The organism is Citrobacter sp. EC_71 (assembly GCF_019584005.1).
In the GTDB taxonomy this organism is placed as follows: domain Bacteria; phylum Pseudomonadota; class Gammaproteobacteria; order Enterobacterales; family Enterobacteriaceae; genus Citrobacter; species Citrobacter werkmanii.
Window position 1 is genome coordinate 208,316 of sequence record NZ_VDAY01000006.1, and the last position, 18,190, is coordinate 226,505.

Annotated in this window: 15 protein-coding genes and 1 tRNA gene; 8 read left to right on the forward strand and 8 right to left on the reverse strand. The window is 49.8% G+C overall.

The window, feature by feature from the left end; genetic code table 11:
- Positions 1–101 precede the first annotated feature (101 nt).
- Entirely contained in the window at positions 102–1,034 is a 933-nt protein-coding gene (locus tag FHD02_RS08790; RefSeq protein WP_170972932.1) for a formate/nitrite transporter family protein, read from the forward strand.
- Positions 1,035–1,109: 75 nt separating this feature from the next.
- Positions 1,110–1,181: transfer RNA gene (locus FHD02_RS08795), tRNA-Arg, on the forward strand.
- Positions 1,182–1,255: 74 nt separating this feature from the next.
- On the opposite strand, the gene FHD02_RS08800 is transcribed toward FHD02_RS08795, so the two are convergent.
- Positions 1,256–1,888 (reverse strand): DNA-binding protein, encoded by a 633-nt coding sequence (locus FHD02_RS08800; RefSeq protein WP_137371286.1) that lies wholly within the window; start codon positions 1,886–1,888, stop codon positions 1,256–1,258.
- 280 nt (positions 1,889–2,168) lie between these two features.
- On the opposite strand from FHD02_RS08800, the gene FHD02_RS08805 reads away from it, so the two are divergent.
- The gene (locus FHD02_RS08805) at positions 2,169–2,777 is read left to right on the forward strand and encodes a DUF1062 domain-containing protein (RefSeq protein ID WP_137360979.1); all 609 of its coding nucleotides are present in this window, start codon (positions 2,169–2,171) and stop codon (positions 2,775–2,777) included.
- Between the two features lie 75 nt (positions 2,778–2,852).
- On the opposite strand, the gene FHD02_RS08810 is transcribed toward FHD02_RS08805, so the two are convergent.
- Positions 2,853–4,751 (reverse strand): methyl-accepting chemotaxis protein, encoded by a 1,899-nt coding sequence (locus FHD02_RS08810; protein WP_137360980.1) that lies wholly within the window; start codon positions 4,749–4,751, stop codon positions 2,853–2,855.
- A gap of 384 nt (positions 4,752–5,135) precedes the next feature.
- Between FHD02_RS08810 and FHD02_RS08815 the strand changes: the two genes are divergently transcribed.
- Positions 5,136–5,675 carry a DUF2058 domain-containing protein gene (locus tag FHD02_RS08815; protein ID WP_079223254.1) on the forward strand — a complete coding sequence of 180 codons (540 nt, stop codon included), beginning with the start codon at positions 5,136–5,138 and terminating at the stop codon, positions 5,673–5,675.
- Positions 5,676–5,774: 99 nt separating this feature from the next.
- Here the strand turns inward: FHD02_RS08815 and pgtA are convergent, their stop codons facing one another.
- From pgtA to pgtC, 3 genes are read right to left on the reverse strand one after another with little or no spacing between them, the layout of a single operon-like run.
- A complete protein-coding gene (pgtA, locus tag FHD02_RS08820; RefSeq protein ID WP_137360981.1) occupies positions 5,775–7,022 on the reverse strand; it encodes a two-component system response regulator PgtA in 1,248 nt (415 codons plus the stop codon).
- Positions 7,012–9,003 (reverse strand): two-component system sensor histidine kinase PgtB, encoded by a 1,992-nt coding sequence (gene pgtB / locus FHD02_RS08825; protein ID WP_170972933.1) that lies wholly within the window; start codon positions 9,001–9,003, stop codon positions 7,012–7,014. Before pgtB ends, pgtA begins: the two co-directional genes overlap by 11 nt.
- Before the next feature lie 11 nt (positions 9,004–9,014).
- The gene (gene pgtC, locus FHD02_RS08830) at positions 9,015–10,208 is read right to left on the reverse strand and encodes a phosphoglycerate transport regulator PgtC (RefSeq protein WP_371415445.1); all 1,194 of its coding nucleotides are present in this window, start codon (positions 10,206–10,208) and stop codon (positions 9,015–9,017) included.
- 421 nt (positions 10,209–10,629) lie between these two features.
- Here pgtC and pgtP point away from each other — a divergent pair, with 421 nt between their 5' ends.
- On the forward strand, positions 10,630–12,021 hold the full coding sequence (gene pgtP / locus FHD02_RS08835) for a phosphoglycerate transporter PgtP (RefSeq protein ID WP_137360984.1): 1,392 nt from the start codon (positions 10,630–10,632) through the stop codon (positions 12,019–12,021).
- Positions 12,022–12,126: 105 nt separating this feature from the next.
- On the opposite strand, the gene FHD02_RS08840 is transcribed toward pgtP, so the two are convergent.
- Positions 12,127–12,369: a DUF2545 family protein gene (locus tag FHD02_RS08840; protein ID WP_042306990.1), complete on the reverse strand. Its 243-nt coding sequence runs from the start codon at positions 12,367–12,369 to the stop codon at positions 12,127–12,129.
- Between the two features lie 439 nt (positions 12,370–12,808).
- Between FHD02_RS08840 and lpxP the strand changes: the two genes are divergently transcribed.
- Positions 12,809–13,729, forward strand: a complete 921-nt coding sequence (lpxP, locus tag FHD02_RS08845) for a kdo(2)-lipid IV(A) palmitoleoyltransferase (protein ID WP_137360985.1) — start codon at positions 12,809–12,811, stop codon at positions 13,727–13,729.
- A gap of 41 nt (positions 13,730–13,770) precedes the next feature.
- Here lpxP and FHD02_RS08850 read toward each other — a convergent pair whose 3' ends face one another.
- Complete coding sequence (locus FHD02_RS08850; protein ID WP_137350009.1) at positions 13,771–14,385, reverse strand: lysozyme inhibitor LprI family protein; 615 nt, start codon at positions 14,383–14,385, stop codon at positions 13,771–13,773.
- Between the two features lie 342 nt (positions 14,386–14,727).
- On the opposite strand from FHD02_RS08850, the gene ypdK reads away from it, so the two are divergent.
- Positions 14,728–14,799, forward strand: coding sequence for a membrane protein YpdK (gene ypdK, locus FHD02_RS08855; protein ID WP_010723117.1), 72 nt, complete (start codon positions 14,728–14,730; stop codon positions 14,797–14,799).
- Between the two features lie 67 nt (positions 14,800–14,866).
- Here ypdK and alaC read toward each other — a convergent pair whose 3' ends face one another.
- Positions 14,867–16,105 carry an alanine transaminase gene (alaC, locus tag FHD02_RS08860; protein WP_042306985.1) on the reverse strand — a complete coding sequence of 413 codons (1,239 nt, stop codon included), beginning with the start codon at positions 16,103–16,105 and terminating at the stop codon, positions 14,867–14,869.
- A 386-nt stretch (positions 16,106–16,491) separates the two neighbouring features.
- Here alaC and FHD02_RS08865 point away from each other — a divergent pair, with 386 nt between their 5' ends.
- Positions 16,492–18,189, forward strand: a complete 1,698-nt coding sequence (locus FHD02_RS08865; protein ID WP_071888159.1) for a sensor histidine kinase — start codon at positions 16,492–16,494, stop codon at positions 18,187–18,189.
- The last annotated feature ends 1 nt before the right edge of the window (position 18,190 follow it).

The window sequence follows — 18,190 nt, forward strand, 5'->3', positions numbered from 1 at the left end:
GTTACCATTTTTGCTATCTCAGACTTTGTCCCGCTGAATTTCGGATAAAAACCGCTACGCTTTAGCAATACGTGCTTATTCAGGATTCGGCTATGAATGATATTGAGAAAGAAAAAATCGATCGGCACAGCGACGAAATCCAGGTCGAAAGTGATGAAAAGCTAGAAGGTAAAAAGATAGAGGTCGATGAGGACAGACTCCCCTCCCGGGCGATGGCGATCCATGAACATATCCGCCAGGATGGGGAGAAAGAGATGGAACGCGATGCGATGGCGCTGCTGTGGTCGGCCATCGCTGCCGGGCTATCGATGGGTGCCTCGTTACTGGCAAAAGGGATTTTTCACGTGCAATTAGAAAGCGTGCCTGGAGGTTTTTTACTCGAGAATCTTGGTTATACCTTCGGGTTTATCATCGTCATCATGGCCCGCCAACAGCTTTTTACCGAAAATACCGTCACTGCCGTACTACCGGTTATGCAAAACCCCACCCTCGGTAATTTTGGCCTGTTAATGCGCCTGTGGGGAGTGGTTTTACTGGGCAATATTATCGGTACCGGCATTGCGGCATGGGCCTTTGAATATATGCCGATTTTTGATGAACAGACCCGCGACGCCTTTGTCAAAATCGGCATGGACGTGATGAAAAACAGCCCAACAGAGATGTTTTCTAACGCGATTATTTCTGGCTGGCTGATTGCCACAATGGTCTGGATGTTTCCTGCGGCCGGTGCGGCGAAGATTGTGGTCATTATTCTGATGACCTGGCTAATTGCGCTAGGCGATACCACGCATATCGTCGTCGGCTCAGTGGAAATTCTCTATCTGGTCTTTAATGGTACGCTGCACTGGGGTGATTTCTTCTGGCCCTTTGCGTTACCGACACTCGCCGGAAATATCTGCGGCGGTACGTTTATCTTTGCGCTGATGAGCCACGCGCAGATTCGCAATGATATGAGCAACAAACGCAAGGAAGAAGCCAGGCAGCAAGCCAAACGCGACGAGCAAAAGCAGAAAAACCAGAAAAAACAGGCTTGAATGGTGACTGTTTGAGCAGTCAGGCGGCTTGAGACTTACCGTTGAGGGTAAAAAACGCTATACTCGTGCCGCTTTGTCCCCTTAGTTAAATGGATATAACGAGCCCCTCCTAAGGGCTAGTTGCAGGTTCGATTCCTGCAGGGGACACTCTGAACGCTCATATCCTCTGCTAAAAACCCTTTATCTTGTGACCCAAAACGGCAGAAAAATGTCTCTTCAGCTTAACCCTGTGCCAGGCGATAAAACGGAACATTTCTCACTGTTGCAGTGAGATTATCAGACACCAATGTCTGGCCCGTCGCTACCCGCATCCCTGATTTTCGCAACCTCAGTACGTCAGCCGCTATACGCTGGCTGCCAAACCAGAAAAGCCCGTCCAACGCCGTGACATCCAGTCCTGATTCGAGCGCCATCTTCAGGCGTTCCCGTGGAGATTTCACCGCTTTTGCGATCCGCTGGTAAGGGGCTTCGGTCAACCCTTCTGGATCTATGCGCCGGATACGATGCGACAGCCGGTACTGAAATTCATCCGGTATACCGTCAAGGCTCGCTTTCAGGGTATATACACACCCAAAGCGTTTACCATTGAAGATGACGTTTTTCTGGCTAAGCTGTAGCGCGTCACGCACGCTGGCAATCAATTGCGGGGTTCGAAGTAATAACAACCGAAAAGGCAGCTCAAAGCTGGTCACATAGTCCACGTTCAGTAAGGCAATACGCAAACGCTCTTCCGGGCCGGCCTTCATTTCCCGACATTCCGCAATGACGTCAGCCCATTGGCCGATAAGACGAGAACTTTCAGCAGCCTCTGTAAAACTGTACTTTTCAGCCTGATAATCAATACGTCCGGTCACACGGCATTCCCTTCTGGCCACATTCGGTATTTGCTGCTCACTTTACCAGCGACAGACGACTACCGAAAGCCCGGCAACATAACGAATATTGACTCAACTCATATACTTAATTGTTATCACACTGCTAATCTCACGGAATTCATTGGCTGGCGGACAGGGTCACCGTGTTAGAAATCTTTTCTTAACCCACTGAAAAATATCTAACAAATATTTTTCTCATATAAAAACGATGGTTCGTTCAATACGGATCCGAATTTATTTGGGTTAAAAAAGGTACGGTATGAAAGTCACATGGACTGTCACTCCTGCCGGGTACCAGCGAATTACCAAACGCTGTCCCGCATGCAATATAAAACGCGAGTTTGCACCTTCCGGTGCCTTCAGGGTTAATTCACAAAAAAAAGTGCTCGATATCTGGAGCATTTATAAATGCACGCATTGTGAATATACGTGGAATATCTCGCTGTTCTCACGGTTTCACATCAGCAAAATTAATCGAGAGCTGTACCATCGGTTTATCACGAACGATGCCAGTACGGTTCACTATTATTCTCATGATAAAGCCACTCTGAGCCGAAACAACGCTGAGCTTGCAGGTAAGCCTGATTTTCGTGTTCAGGAGCAATGGCAGGCCAGCATCAATATTGACCAACACTTCGCCGTCAGCATCAGGCTTACCTGTGCTTTTCAGATCAGTGCGCTATCGATATTAAAGCGCCAGCTTTTACTCAGCACAGCGGAGATTAAGAAACTGATAGATGAAGGTCATATTCGTGGTATCACCATGAAAGAACTCAAATCCCGAACGTTACGGACAGCAAATGTCGATTTTTACTTGTCTGCGGTAACGTTGTATGCCCGGCGAAGGGTGGTTTTGGCGCTACGTTAATAGAATAAGGCTCATCCTGAGGTAATGAGCCCTCCCGATCCGACACCTTTGCCGGATCGGGATAGCGGTTTTATGTCAGACAACAAAACGATTAACCAGATCCCTCATGGTTACGGAGAGATTATCCAGCCGCTGGCTGTCATTCGCGGCCTGAGAAACCAACGCCGCGTTTTGCTGCGTGACCTGCTCCATGGGTCTCAACGCCTGGTTTATCTGGGAAACACCCAGCGATTGTTCCGTCGCCACCCGGGCGATATCGCCGATATATTGCTTCATACTGGTGGTATTATCTGCCGCCGCTTTTAGCGCGGTAGCTGACGCTGTAACCCGCTCAACGCCCTCGCTGATTTTTACCATATTCTGCGCCACCAGCTCACGGATCTGATTCGCTTCTTTAGCACAGCGCTGTGAAAGGTTACGCACTTCACTGGCAACTACCGCAAACCCCCTGCCCATCTCTCCGGCGCGTGCCGCTTCAACAGCCGCATTCAGCGCCAGCAAATTCGTCTGAAAGGAAATATCATCAATTGAGGTAACGATATTTGAGATTTTCTCACTGGAGGAGCGAATATCCCCCATGCTCTGGTTTGCCGCGCTGGCGACGTTACTTGCCTGGCGAACCTCTTTTTCCAATCTTATTGTCAGGAGCTCCGCTTCGCGGGCATTGTCCGCCGTTTGCGTAATCGTCGTTGAGAGCTGTTCCATACTGGCCACGGCTTCTACAATCGATGCGGCCTGTTCATCGGTGCGCTGGGCCAGATCCTGATTTCCCGCCGTGATACTGCTGCTGGCATCGTACAGCACCAGAGAGCCTTGTTTTATCTCCTGTACGATGTGCTGAATATTTTCCAGCATCGTGTTATAGGCGCGATTGAGTGAAGAAAGCTCGTCTTTCCCTGGCGTCGCCAGACGTTGAGTCAGATCGCCGTTCATACCCGCAATCTTGCTTAGCGTGTCGCTGAACTGACGGTGCATATTGAGTGCGATGGCCCCGGCGAACGCCAATGATGCCAGTAGCGCCAGCAGGCTCACGGCCATATATATCTGCCAGTTCTTACGTGCATCCTGTGCGAGTTTTATCGCACTCTCCCATAGAAGATTCGCCGCCAAATTTTCTATCTGTCGCATCACTTCAATACGCTGGGTTTGTACCTTAAACCAGACAGTAGGATCGACGTCAAATCCACCGTTCGCCGCATGGCTAAACGCGGCTTCGCGTAATGAAAGCGCTTGTGTAGCTTCGGTGGATTGTAAGCGACTTTTCAGCATGGCGGCCTGTTCAGGTGAACTCAGGCGCAATGATTGTGCCAGCCAGACATTCTGTTTACTGACCACATCGCTAAGCTGATGTAATTGTCCGTCGGCGAAATGACCAGAGGAAAAGATATTTGACAGCAGCGCTCGCTCAATGCCCGCTTGCTCCTTCAAATTCAGCAAGTTGTAGTAGGCTGCAAATGAATTCGCCATCTCGCCGGAATCCGTCAACGTCCCCAACCGGCCAACAAAATGCAGTACATCAGCAATAACGCTAGTATAAAACTTAACCACCTCAGAGGCTGGCAGACCCAATTGCGTCACCTTTTCCCGAATTGTCGCCAGCGACAGAATATTTTTCTTAAACGCGGCGACAGAGTTGGTCACATCCCCTGCCTGTAAGGCAGTATCGGACAGCGAACGCACAAATATCTCGATCTCGCGATCGGTTAACGCCCGTTGCGCGTTTAGTTCATCTTTGAACGTCTTCCCTTCGGCCCCAAGAAACCCGACACTCATTCCACGCTCTTTTTGCAGTTCATGCACCACATTTCCGGCACTGCGTGCGAGGGCTGTCAGTTGGGCAATATTCTCCATCTGTCGTTCTGTTTCGATGCGCGTCCATATTCCTGAACCAGCAAACCAACATAACGCCAATAATAGTGGTTGCAGCGCGATTATTAACTTCATTTTCATCGGCATTCGATAAACCCACCACATGCCACTTACCTCCCTTATCCATATTTTCGTCATGGTTATCGGCGTGGTGTTGCTGCACTTTACATCTTTTCAGGAGACACATGGCTATGTATTTGGTTTAATATTGATCAATATACCTCTATATAATTAGAATAAATAGCATAAATATCCATTTATATTATATTCGCGAATCTATATTTTATTATTTGAATAATATATAGCATGTTATTTCTTATTCCAGTCAGGGTAATTATTAATCTGATGAAAAACGGAAGAAAGACACAGGATCGCTCCCGTCGCGGGTGTCGCCCAAAGAGCGACCTGCAGAGCGCGCCCCTTATCTGGCTTCCCACCGAACGTTAAGGTTATAATCCCTACAACGATTTTATTGGATTAGAAGCGACGATGACAAAACTTACCCTACAAGAACAGATGCTTAAGGCAGGTCTGGTCAGCAGTAAAAAAATGGCAAAAGTGCAGAGAACGGCGAAAAAATCGCGCGTTCAGGCTCGTGAAGCCAGAGAGGCGGTGGAAGAGAATAAAAAAGCACAGGTCGAACGTGATAAGCTGCTCAGCGAGCAGCAAAAGCAGGCTGCGCTGTCTAAAGAGTATAAAGCACAGATCAAGCAACTGATTGAAATGAACAAAATCACCATTACTCGTGGCGATATTGGTTACAACTTCACTGATAATAATCTGATCAAAAAAGTCTATGTTGATAAAGTGACCCAATCACAGTTGATCAAGGGCCGCCTGGCCATTGCGCGTCTGACGGCTGAAAGCAGTAGCGATAGCGAATATGCCATCATTCCGGCTGTCGTCGCCGATAAAATTGCCCAGCGCGATGCAAACTATATCGTATTAAATTGCGAGCTGAGCCAGGAAGCGAAGGACGAAGACGATCCGTATGCTGATTTTGTCATCCCTGATGATTTGATGTGGTAAGAAAACAAACAGATAATTCAAACTTCCGTCGCGTATTTCGGTGAACGCCAACGCTACCACCGAAATATCATTGACGTCACCTCTGCCCAATCCTGTCAGCTAAAACTTATAATGTTCTTTGCTCAGCCCGTATTTTCTCATGCGTAAATACAGTTTTTTACGCGGGATTTGTAAATACTCCGCCACTTCATTAATGCGCCCCTGATGAATATTTAACGCCTCGGTAATAATCTGCCGCTCGTACTCCTCCACCCGGCGATCGAGCGGCGTCGGTTCAGGCATATGCAGCTGCGGATTTGCGGTTTCAGCCAGCGGAAGTAGCCCAACGGCAAAAAGCTCAGCGGCGTTCGCCAGTTCCCGAACATTACTTAGCCACACGCGGCGCCGCATGCCTTTCAGGAGTTCCCCTTCAACGTCAGGTACAGGATGATTCAGGCGCAGACAGGCTTTCTGCAGATAATGGCGAAACAATGGCTCAATATCATCGGGACGCTGCGACAACGACTGACAAGCGATTTGCGTCATCGCGAAACAGTAATAGAGTTCGGCCACAATTTGGTTAGTTGCCGCCAGTTCCACCAGCGATGTGGCGCCAATACCGATCAAGCGAAACGGACGCCTCTCCTGGCTTTGCAGGTGCACCAGTTGGTGCTGCTGTTCGCGCGTCAGGCATTCAATATGGCTCAGGACCAGCGTACCGCCTTGCGCCTGGGCAATAAGATCATTGAGTTGTCCCGCATTCACGGGCGTCAGCTCACCGCGGATAAACGGTCCCTCGGTGCTGCGCCCGAGCTGATGCAAATAACGGGCTCCCGTCATACGCCCCGTTCCCGCCTCACCATAAAACCAGACGGCGATATCCGTTTCCGCCAGTTGCTGCAGACGCTGACGGTACTGATTGACCCAGTCACTGTAACCGATCAGCTCAACCTGCAGCTTTTGCTGACAATAGTGGCGACGCGCAATCACGGATTTTCGCTGACGCAACGCATCTTCTACCAACAACAGCAGTTTGCCGGGGTCGACCGGTTTTTGCAGAAAATCCCATGCCCCTTTCTTCACCGCTTCCACGGCCATCGGGACGTCGCCATGCCCGGTGATCAACAGGATCGGCAGCTGATTATCATCCTGATGAAACAATGTCATTAGATCGATTCCATTGCAGCCAGGCATACACACGTCGCTCAGGACAATCCCCGGCCAGTCGGCCTGGAGCCAATTTCGGGCGTCAAAAGGGTTACTGCATGCGTATACACGATAACCCTCTTGTTCAAGCAACAGCGTGTAAGCGTCGAGAACATCAGCATCGTCATCAATCAGCAAAACAGCATATTCATCACACAACATCGTTTACATCCGTCAGATTAAATTCCAGCACGACGCAGGCATTCCGCCCCGGCGTCGAGGCCAGGCGCAGCTCGCCGTTCATTTGCGTCATTAACGATACACAAATCGATAAACCAATACCGAGACCCACATCCTTACTGGTGGTAAACGGCTTTAATAGTGATGGCAACAACGCGCCTGGCCAGCCGGGGCCGTTATCACAGACTAAGACGCACAATCGGCGGCCCTCGATCTGCCAGTGAACCTCTATTTTCGCGGCAGCCGGACAGGCATCCAGCGCATTTGCCAGTATGTTTACCAGTACCTGCTGAATACGCACTTCATCACCTGCCACCCACACGCTTTGAGCAGGCAGCGTCAGCGTGCCCTGCTGCTTATGGCGCATAGCCAGCAGTTCCCAGGCAGCAGTAAACGTTTGTCGTAGATCGACCGGATGTAAAGGCGCGCCCGGCTCCGCTCGGCGCGCAAACTGACGCAGTGAACGGATAATGGCATCGATGCGGGTAATCAGCCCCTCTGCTTTGGTTAACGTGCTTCTGGCCTGAGCGGATTGCCCCTGCTCAATTGCCTTTCCCGCCGTAAACAGGTACATCGACAGCGCATTCAGCGGTTGATTAATTTCGTGCGCCAGAGTGGTCATGGTCTGGCCAACCACCGCCAGTTTAGCCGTCTGGATCAGCTCATCCTGCATAGCCCGGAGATCGGACTCAATCTCCTTACGCTCTGCCACCTCCTGCTCCAGCTGATTTTTTTGCGCATTCAACTGGCCCAGGGTATGGCGCAGCAAGCCCGCGATACGCCCCAATTCATCGCGCCCATAAACCGGGATCGTGGCATCCGTTCGGCCAAGACCAATTTGCACCACGGCCTGGTTGAGCGCGGTAAAACGCTTCACCAGTCGGGAACGAATGAAGTAGTGGTTAAGTCCCCAGGCGAGAAGGAGCGCCAGCAGCGTCGCCAACAGAATAAGTCCGCCACTGACGCGAACAATTTGTTCCAGCCGCTGGTTAAACATCTGCATTTGCTGATGACTACTTCCCAGTTGCGCTTCAAGCAGCGTTCGAAAGCGCCCGAGCGTTGCCTCTCTGGCATGGTTGGCATCAATGAGCGCCTTTTGCGCAGCGACATAATCGCGCATCGTGTCGGGCATTTTATTTTTCATCATCCCGATTTCCAGCAGCTCATCAATGGTTTGCCGCAGGGTGATGGTACTGGGCCAGTCATCGAGGGTACGGATATTTTCATCGGCGGTTTTCTTCAGATTTTCCAGGTAGCGGATATGGTTCTCCACCAGCATCCCGTCGTCGCTGCCCGACTTCAGTTCATTAAGCCTGTCGCGTAAATCATCGACGATCTGATTTTCAATTCTTGCCAGGGTGTAAACCTGCTGCTGCTCGTTTTGCACCTCTCTGGCACGTTTGAGATACAGCGCCGCATCGCCACTTTTTGCCTCGATTTGATCCAATAACGTCCCCTGCTGCCAGGTAAAATCCTGCACCAGTGAATTCAGCTCAGTGTTAAAATCATCATGTAGCCAGTCGATGCGTGCGGAGAGTTCACTCACTTTTTCACGCACGAGGAACATGTTGTAGAGCACCCGATCCAGTTCCGCCATCAGCGCCCGGCTGTCCTGCAAAATCACCGCCAGTTGCTGTTGTTCTGCGGGTTGTAGCCCCCGGCTCAGTGCCTCGATTTTATCCAGATGCGAGATTATCTGATTGCGCAGTTGCAGCCTCACCGTCGTATTGGGGGCCAGCAGGAATTCATTAAGCTGGTCCACAACCAGGTTAAGATTGCCTTCAATCAAAAAAGCGGAATGCACGCGCGGGAAGTAATCATCAAGCGAATAGCGTATCTGCGAGCTCTGCTCGTGCCATGAGTACAAACTGACGCAGCTTACGCTCAACGTCAGTAATGCGCCCGTCAGAAAGGCTCCCCGCAGGCTGCTGCTAATGTTGAGCTGCCGCAGGCGTTGCAGTATCGATCCACCTTTCATTTTAATTCTTCCAGTTTTGCTATCGCCTGACGTTGATTTTTAAGAAACCACAGCTGCCACTCCATCATCTGCTGTTCGGCAAAGCTTTTGTTATCGAACTGAGCAAGCCAGGCCTCATCTTCACTACGCCTGGCATCTATCGGGACGCTGGTCAGTAAGGCTCTGATTTCGGGTAACGGGCGTTTCAGGCGCGCTTCCGCACTGTATAGCGCCCGCCAGGCATCTTTCAGCTGTGCCAGACGAAAACTGATGGCGGTATCAAACATCCGCTGCACCAGCCGCTGCCGCTTAAGGATCAGCCGATAATTAAGCGCAGGCTGGTTCATCAACATCGCCTGTTGAGCGGCCCGTGGGTTATCTGACGCGAGCTGGGTAACCGGATATTTTCCCGTATTCGCATCCGCAAGGATCCGCTGTCCTTCCGGACTTAATAAGTAGCGGATAAAACGACGCGCTTCACTGGCGTGCTGGCTGTTCTTGAGCACGGCAACATAGGTTGGCGACACTGCCGAGCGTGGAAAATAGCTAAAGGCCAGATGCGGATCGTTGAGCAACAGGTTGGCATAGTTATCAATGACCGGCCCGGCAACGCCAAGACCGCTCTTAATTTTGTCGGCGACGCCAAAACTGCGTGATGAAATCGTCACCAGATTACCGGCGCTCGCTAATAGCGTCACCCAGCCCTCTTCCCATCCTTTTTGCTGCAACAGCGACTCAACCATCAGATGGTTGGTATCGGAACGAGACGGACTACTCATCAACAACGCATTCTGGTATTTAGGCTGCGTTAAATCCGCCCAGTCAGCAGGAGGTGAAAGGTGTCGCGCCGCCAGCGCAGAACGGTTAATTAGCAGGCCAAAACCGGATATCGCCACGGCCACGGAGGTCGAGCGAATAGACTCAGGCACCAGCCTCTGGCTTTCCGGCAGCGCATTTTCAAAGGGCGCCAGCTTCTGATGCTCCTGAAGATGCTGTAACAGCATGGGCGATGAGGTCAAAATGAGATCAACATTTTCCGCATTCGCGGTATCAAGCAGTTGTTCCAGCGAGCTGCTGGTCCGGTTTAATGTGCGAATCATCACCGACCCCGGCTGCGTCTGCCAGCGCTGGATAATCCAGGCCGTGGCTCCGGGGGAAAAGGTTGTGGCCATCACCAGCTCTTTACCCAAAGCCTGGCTACTCGCCGACAGCGACATGAAACAGAGCGAGATTGCCCAAAAACGCCGCCAACAGAAAAGTCTGTTTGTGATCCCGTTCATAAATACCAACATGTGCAAAAAATAATATTGAGACAAAACTTACCCGTTTATCACGACAGGAGAGAAGAATAAGGTTATTCGCAAAATAACCATACGGAAAGTGACTACATCAACAAAGAATACCCGAAAACACAGTCTGAATTTGTTAATATCCGCACATGCCAGCAATAAAACCTCGCGCAAAAGAACAGAAATAAAATGCCATTATTTAAAAAGAGTCAAAATCTGCCGCGCCATCGATAAAATGAGTCAATAGTGACACATTTCATCGACTTGAGTTTATCTCCTGCCTATTTCACTCTGCACCACGAAAACTCCTGATATTCACATCAATATAAATTTAGGTGATGATATGTTATCAATATTTAAGGCAGGGCCAGCGGCAAATAAAGTCCCGGCGGAGAAAGTCCAGGAAACTTATGGTCGCTACCGCATTCAGGCATTACTCAGCGTATTCCTGGGCTATCTTGCGTACTATATTGTGCGCAATAACTTCACGCTCTCAACGCCTTATCTGAAGGAACATCTGGATCTCAGCGCCACGCAGATCGGTTTACTCAGTAGTTGTATGCTTATCGCCTATGGGATCAGTAAAGGCATTATGAGCAGCCTGGCAGACAAAGCCAGCCCCAAAGTCTTTATGGCATGCGGTTTAATTCTGTGCGCTATCGTCAACGTGGGTTTAGGATTCAGTACCGGATTCTGGATTTTTGCCGCGCTGGTTGTCTTCAATGGCTTGTTCCAGGGGATGGGCGTCGGCCCTTCATTTATTACTATTGCCAACTGGTTCCCGCGTAAAGAACGTGGACGCGTTGGCGCGTTCTGGAATATCTCACATAATGTCGGTGGTGGTATTGTTGCCCCGATCGTTGGTGCCGCCTTTGCCATTTTGGGAAGTGAACACTGGCAAAGCGCCAGCTATATTGTTCCGGCCGGCGTTGCCGTACTGTTTGCAGTTATCGTGCTGATGCTGGGGAAAGGCTCACCACGCCAGGAAGGTTTACCGGCTCTGGAACAAATGATGCCGGAAGAGAAAGTTGTATTAAATACCCAACACGCTGTCCAGGCGCCAGAAAATATGAGCGCCTTCCAGATTTTCTGCACCTATGTCCTGCGTAATAAAAATGCCTGGTATGTTTCACTGGTAGATGTCTTTGTCTATATGGTGCGTTTTGGCATGATTAGCTGGTTGCCAATTTATCTGTTAACCGAAAAACATTTCTCGAAAGAGGAAATGAGCGTCGCGTTTTTGTTTTTCGAATGGGCGGCAATTCCTTCCACATTACTGGCGGGTTGGCTTACCGATAAACTGTTTAAAGGCCGCCGCATGCCATTGGCAATGATTTGTATGGCACTGATTTTCGTCTGTCTGATCGGCTACTGGAAAAGCGAATCGCTGTTGATGGTGACTATTTTTGCCGCCATCGTTGGCTGCCTGATTTATGTTCCTCAGTTCCTGGCCTCCGTTCAGACCATGGAAATCGTACCCAGCTTCGCAGTGGGTTCCGCAGTAGGATTACGCGGATTTATGAGCTACATTTTTGGCGCATCATTGGGTACCAGCCTGTTTGGCGTAATGGTCGACAAAATGGGATGGCATGGCGGTTTCTATCTGCTGATGGGGGGAATTGTCTGTTGCATCCTGTTCTGCTACCTCTCTCATCGCGGGGCGCTGGAACTTGAGCAACAGCGGAAAAATGCTCAGCAAGAAGAAGCATCACTCCAGTTGGCTGACGCCCGTTAATCGATTCCAGTCTCGCAAAAAGTGCCAGCGCTGCTGGCACTTCCCTACGCTCAGCTAAATAAATCTCTAACCGTGATAATTCATTTCCAATCGTAACGTGCCAGATTATTGCCTGCCGTCCCCCACCATAAAGCGAATGATCAAACCGCATGTCGGGGCAAGAAAAAGGAATAATCCGGTTACCATTTCGTTACCATTAGTCAACCGCATAGTGAAAACGTAAATTAAAGCCGTGAGTATGCCCATGCCGATAAAAGCGCTTATTGACGCCGCCGCGCCCATTACCTGCCAGATGTAGCAACTGACGCTCAGAATGCTCAATGCGAGAAAGATCCAAAAATAGAGCATTGCGATACCTCCTGTTTGCCGTAAAACTTTACGTAAGTCCTTACACTCCCTTGATTTTATATTCTAAGACAATTCCCATTAGTTCGCAATTTAAGCAACATTTACGTTACAAAAATCACTCATCTGCTTACTATTTAGATATTCACCTGGAGTTTATTTATTCATCATAAAAACAATGAATTATATATAGGCTTTTTTTGTTCTTAATCGCCCCAAAAATATTTACGAAACTTGAGTAATTATTTCTGGCTGACATTAATCTTCGGGTGTACATTGTGCGTCCGATCATTCATGCCCCTCGTGGTTTTGTCCTGACTCAGTTTTACACTCTTTGCAGGAACCAATGTCGTTTATGGCGGCCTAACGATCTGTGCAGAGTGTAACGCGCCAGACCCAGCGTCTTCGCGATACATCTATTTCGTATCAACAACAGGTGCTTATGTTTCCCCAATGTAAATTTTCACGCGCGTTTTTGCATCCGCGCTATTGGCTCACGTGGTTTGGCGTCGGTGTGCTCTGGTTACTGGTACAACTTCCCTATCCCGTATTATGTTTTCTTGGTACCCGTACAGGAACACTGGCTCGCCCATTTTTAAAGCGCCGTGAATCTATTGCACGTAAAAACCTCGAACTCTGTTTCCCCAATCTGTCGCAGGAAGAAAGAGACAAACTGGTCGATGAGAACTTCCGTTCACTCGGTATGGGACTGCTTGAAACAGGCATGGCCTGGTTCTGGCCGGATCACCGGGTTCGCAAATGGTTTGATGTAGAAGGGTTAGACAACCTGAAACGCGCCCAGATTGAAGGCCGTGGCGTGATGGTTGTTGGCGTACATTTTATGTCGCTCGAATTAGGTGGCCGCGTAATGGGGCTTTGCCAGCCGATGATGGCAACCTATCGCCCGCACAACAATAAGTTGATGGAGTGGATCCAAACCCGCGGTCGTATGCGTTCCAACAAAGCCATGATCGGCAGAAATAATCTGCGTGGCATTGTCGGCGCCCTGAAAAAAGGGGAAGCGGTATGGTTTGCTCCCGATCAGGACTACGGCCGTAAAGGAAGCTCGTTCGCGCCCTTCTTCGCTGTCAAAAACGTGGCAACCACCAATGGTACTTACGTGCTGTCACGACTATCAGGCGCAGCGATGCTGACCGTAACCATGGTGAGAAAAGCAGATAACTCAGGTTACCGCCTGTTTATCACACCACAAATGGAAGGTTACCCGGCAGATGAAAGCCAGGCTGCGGCTTATATGAATAAAATTATCGAAAAAGAGATCATGCGCGCGCCCGAGCAGTATCTCTGGATCCACCGTCGCTTCAAAACCCGCCCCATGGGTGAAGCCTCGTTATATATCTAAAAAGAAAGGCCTTACGGCCTTTCTTTTTGTCTGTGGCTGAATTACTTAACGCCCCACTCGTTCTGTAGTTCAGCCATGCGCTCATTGTAGTTACGAGCAATACAGGCTGGTTTATCCTGCTCTTTCCAGCACTCGTTTCGTCCTTTAACCCAGCCGCGCTGCTCAGCTTTCAGCGTTGGGTTATTTTTCGATTTAACCAACGCCTGTTTGTAGACCCCGTTCAACTTAACATCCAGCGCGGAGAGTGATGGACTCTGGCAAATAACCTCTTCAATACTTCCCTTTGCCACCGCTGAGCAAGAGAAAGAAGGACCGCTGTAGGTCGATTTTTCCCCCGGAGCGTAGTCAATATTGTCTTCAGGCTGACAAATTCCGTGCTTACGATTAGGTCCTGTCCATGAAACTTCCGGGTTGCCGTCATCTTTACGGGAGATGGAAAGCGTATTTTTCCCGCTTTTGGCTTCCCAGTAGTTGTCATTGAAGCTCTTTACGGTTGCCTTTGAGCCATCAATCCAAACGTTGCCTTTACCATCACTATTCACACCACCAATACTTGCGCAGCTGAAATTAAACGCCAACGGAGAGGCCGCCATCGACGCCACTGGCGTAAGAACGAGTGCTAACATCATTAATCTGGTCATTTTTAACCTTTTCATTATTGAATTCCGCGAAAAATTAACCGTATTCATATTATGGTGATATGAGAATTATCCGACTAATCATTACGTCGCTCAATAGCAATTTATTACCGGCAGAAATTAAACTGTCGCCGAATCACGACACTTGTAAGTTATTAAAATTAAATAGAAAAATGCCTCTTGTCTCACCTCATTTTTAGGCGTACATTAGCGCCGTCTGGAGCACTAAAGCTCAGAATTCTGAGGTGATGCAGCCAGGCAAACGAGGGATATTCTCCATTTCGTTTGCGCGTGCATCAGCTCTCTGTCAGGTAAGCATATGTTCATTCAGACGTACCCAGGTACGCGGAGAGATGAAAAGTGAAATATTTCTTTATGGGCATTTCTTTTATGGTCATCGTTTGGGCCGGTACGTTCGCCCTGATGATCTAAATAAAAGACGCAGCAAAAAAACAGGAGCCATCAGGCTCCTGTTTGCTTTTGGGGATCTCACGATTGGTTAGTCGGTACTTTCAATAGCCGATTTCGCACTGGCAGGCAGTAAGCCATCTGCGCGAAACATCGCTTTGATGCCGCGGATCGCCTGGCGGGTACGGTCACGGTTTTCAATTAAGGCAAAACGCACGTGTGTATCGCCATAATCACCAAAGCCAATCCCCGGCGAAACGCATACTTTCGCTTCGTTCAGCAATTTTTTGGCAAACTCAAGTGACCCCATCGCGGCATATTGCTCAGGAATTTTCGCCCAAACGTACATTGAGGCCTTTGGCATCTCAACCATCCAACCGGCCTCATGCAGCCCTTTAACCAGCACATCGCGACGGCGTTTATACTGCTCGGCAATATCCCGTACGCATTGCTGATCGCCTTCCAGCGCCGCGATTGCCGCAACCTGCAACGGTGTAAACGTCCCGTAATCGTGATAGCTCTTGATGCGCGCCAGCGCATTGACCAGCGTTTTATTGCCGACCATAAAACCGATACGCCAGCCCGCCATGTTGTAGCTTTTCGACAGGGTGAAAAATTCAACCGCGACATCACGAGCGCCTGGTACCTGCATAATCGATGGCGCTTTCCAGCCATCGTAAACGATATCGGCATAGGCGAGATCGTGAACCACCAGCACGTCATAGCGTTTAGCCAGCGCGACGACTTTTTCGAAAAATTCCAGCTCGACGCACTGTGCTGTCGGGTTGGACGGGAAACCTAAGATCATCATCTTCGGTTTCGGGTAGCTTTCACGGATCGCGCGCTCCAGCTCATTAAAGAAATCGACACCTTCCACCAGCGGCACTGACCGTACCTGCGCCCCGGCAATCACCGCGCCATAAATATGGATCGGATAGCTCGGGTTGGGTACGAGAACCGTATCACCATGATCGAGCGTTGCCAGCATCAGGTGCGCCAGTCCCTCTTTGGAACCAATGGTCACAATCGCTTCGGATTCGGGATCAATTTCAACGTCATAGCGTTCCTGATACCAGCGGGAAATCGCCCGACGCAGACGCGGAATGCCGCGAGACGTGGAATAGCCATGCGTGTCCGGGCGCTGCGCCACGGTACACAGTTTTTCAACAATGTGAGGAGGCGTGGCCCCATCCGGGTTCCCCATACTGAAATCGATAATATCTTCGCCGCGCCGACGCGCAGCCATTTTCAGTTCAGCGGTAATGTTAAAAACGTAAGGGGGAAGGCGATCAATACGCGTAAAGCGACGTTCAGGGCGGGAGTCAGCCATAATATCCTCAGATTAACGTTAGCGCCCGGACCGTCCGAGCGACGCTGCCACGATGGTGGCACGTTTAGAAAATAGCCTGAATAATTTCCTTCTGTCGAGAGGCAAAACAAAATATTTTTTTCGGCACAAATGAGGAACAAGTAAAAAAAATGAGGAAATATTCAATTTCACACACAGCTAAAAATTACCATCATTTAACATTTTGTTGTGAAAAACATTACCTTGATCTTTGCGCTTAGAAGACAGGTATTGTAAATACAACAACAATGCAACAATCCCCTTTTAATATTAAGGTTTTTCCTCATTAGCCGCAGACTGCGCGGGCGCTGGTCATCCAGACTCAGGTTGCCTATCATAGAGGTTTAACCCCTGCGCAAGAGTCACCCGTGCACGAAATATTTAATATGCTGCTGGCGGTATTTGACCGGGCAGCGCTGATGCTGTTTTGTCTGTTTTTCCTGATTCGTATCCGCCTGTTTCGCGAACTGTTGCACAAGTCAGCCCACTCCCCGAAAGAGTTGCTCGCCGTCACCGCGATTTTCTCGATGTTTGCCCTGTTCAGTACCTGGTCCGGCGTACCGGTTGAAGGCTCACTGGTTAACGTACGTATTATCGCGGTCATGTCAGGGGGAATTCTGTTCGGTCCGTGGGTCGGCATCATTACGGGGCTCATCGCCGGCACCCACCGCTACCTGATTGATATTGGCGGCGTCACCGCCCTACCCTGCTTTATTACCAGTATTCTGGCAGGCTGCATTGCCGGGTGGATCAACCGTAAGATCCCCAAAGCGCAACACTGGCGCGCAGGTATTTTAGGCGGAATGCTGTGCGAATCCCTGACCATGATCCTCGTCGTTGCCTGGGCGCCTACGACCGCGCTGGGGCTGGATATCGTCTCGAAAATCGGTATCCCAATGATCCTGGGCAGCGTCTGTATTGGCTTTATCGTTATGCTGGTTCAAAGCGTGGAAGGTGAAAAAGAAGCCAGCGCCGCGAAGCAGGCCAAGCTGGCGCTGGATATCGCCAACAAAACCCTGCCGCTTTTCCGTCACGTCAACAGCGAGTCGCTCCGCCAGGTATGCGAGATTATTCGCCATGATATTCATGCTGATGCCGTCGCTATTACCAATACCCAGCACGTTCTGGCCTACGTTGGCGTGGGTGAACTGAATTACCGCGATAACGATGATTTCGTCAGCCCGACCACGCGACAGGCGATCAATTACGGTAAAATCATCATAAAAAACAATGATGAAGCGCATCGGACACCGGAAATACACTCCATGCTGGTGATCCCGCTGTGGGAGAAAGGCGTTGTTACCGGCACGCTAAAGATCTACTACTGTCACGCTCACCAGATCACCTCCTCATTGCAGGAAATGGCCATCGGCCTGTCGCAAATTATCTCGACTCAGCTTGAGGTTTCTCGGGCGGAACAGTTACGCGAAATGGCAAATAAGGCAGAGCTAAGAGCACTGCAGAGTAAAATAAATCCCCATTTCCTGTTTAACGCCCTGAACGCTATTTCCTCGTCGGTGCGGCTTAACCCGGACACTGCGCGTCAGCTCATTTTTAATTTGTCGCGCTATCTTCGCTATAATATTGAATTAAAAGATGATGAGCAGATCGACATCAAGAAAGAGCTGTATCAAATCAAGGATTACATCGCCATCGAACAGGCCCGTTTTGGCGACAAGCTGACGGTTATTTATGATATTGATGAAGAGGTAAGCTGTTATATTCCCAGCCTACTGATTCAGCCGCTTGTTGAGAACGCCATCGTCCATGGTATTCAACCCTGCAAAGGGAAAGGCGTGGTCACCATCAGCGTTGCAGAGTGCGGGAACCGGGTACGGATTGCCGTGCGGGATACCGGCCATGGTATTGATCCGAAAGTAATTGAGCGGGTCGAATCCAATGAAATGCCGGGGAATAAAATCGGCCTGTTGAATGTGCATCATCGCGTTAAGCTGCTCTACGGTGAAGGATTACTGATCCGCCGTCTGGAGCCAGGCACAGAGATTGCCTTTTATGTGCCTAATCAGCACTCGCCCGCAGCCGCACCGGCCACATTATTGCTTTAAC

Excerpts from the sequence above, each read along its gene's own strand:
- FHD02_RS08805 (WP_137360979.1), top strand. The coding sequence starts at position 2,169 with ATGAAAGTCACATGGACTGTCACTCCTGCCGGGTACCAGCGAATTACC.
- FHD02_RS08810 (WP_137360980.1), bottom strand. The coding sequence starts at position 4,751 with ATGTGGTGGGTTTATCGAATGCCGATGAAAATGAAGTTAATAATCGCG.
- FHD02_RS08815 (WP_079223254.1), top strand. The coding sequence starts at position 5,136 with ATGACAAAACTTACCCTACAAGAACAGATGCTTAAGGCAGGTCTGGTC.
- pgtA (WP_137360981.1), bottom strand. The coding sequence starts at position 7,022 with ATGTTGTGTGATGAATATGCTGTTTTGCTGATTGATGACGATGCTGAT.
- pgtP (WP_137360984.1), top strand. The coding sequence starts at position 10,630 with ATGTTATCAATATTTAAGGCAGGGCCAGCGGCAAATAAAGTCCCGGCG.
- FHD02_RS08840 (WP_042306990.1), bottom strand. The coding sequence starts at position 12,369 with ATGCTCTATTTTTGGATCTTTCTCGCATTGAGCATTCTGAGCGTCAGT.
- lpxP (WP_137360985.1), top strand. The coding sequence starts at position 12,809 with ATGTTTCCCCAATGTAAATTTTCACGCGCGTTTTTGCATCCGCGCTAT.
- FHD02_RS08850 (WP_137350009.1), bottom strand. The coding sequence starts at position 14,385 with ATGAAAAGGTTAAAAATGACCAGATTAATGATGTTAGCACTCGTTCTT.
- alaC (WP_042306985.1), bottom strand. The coding sequence starts at position 16,105 with ATGGCTGACTCCCGCCCTGAACGTCGCTTTACGCGTATTGATCGCCTT.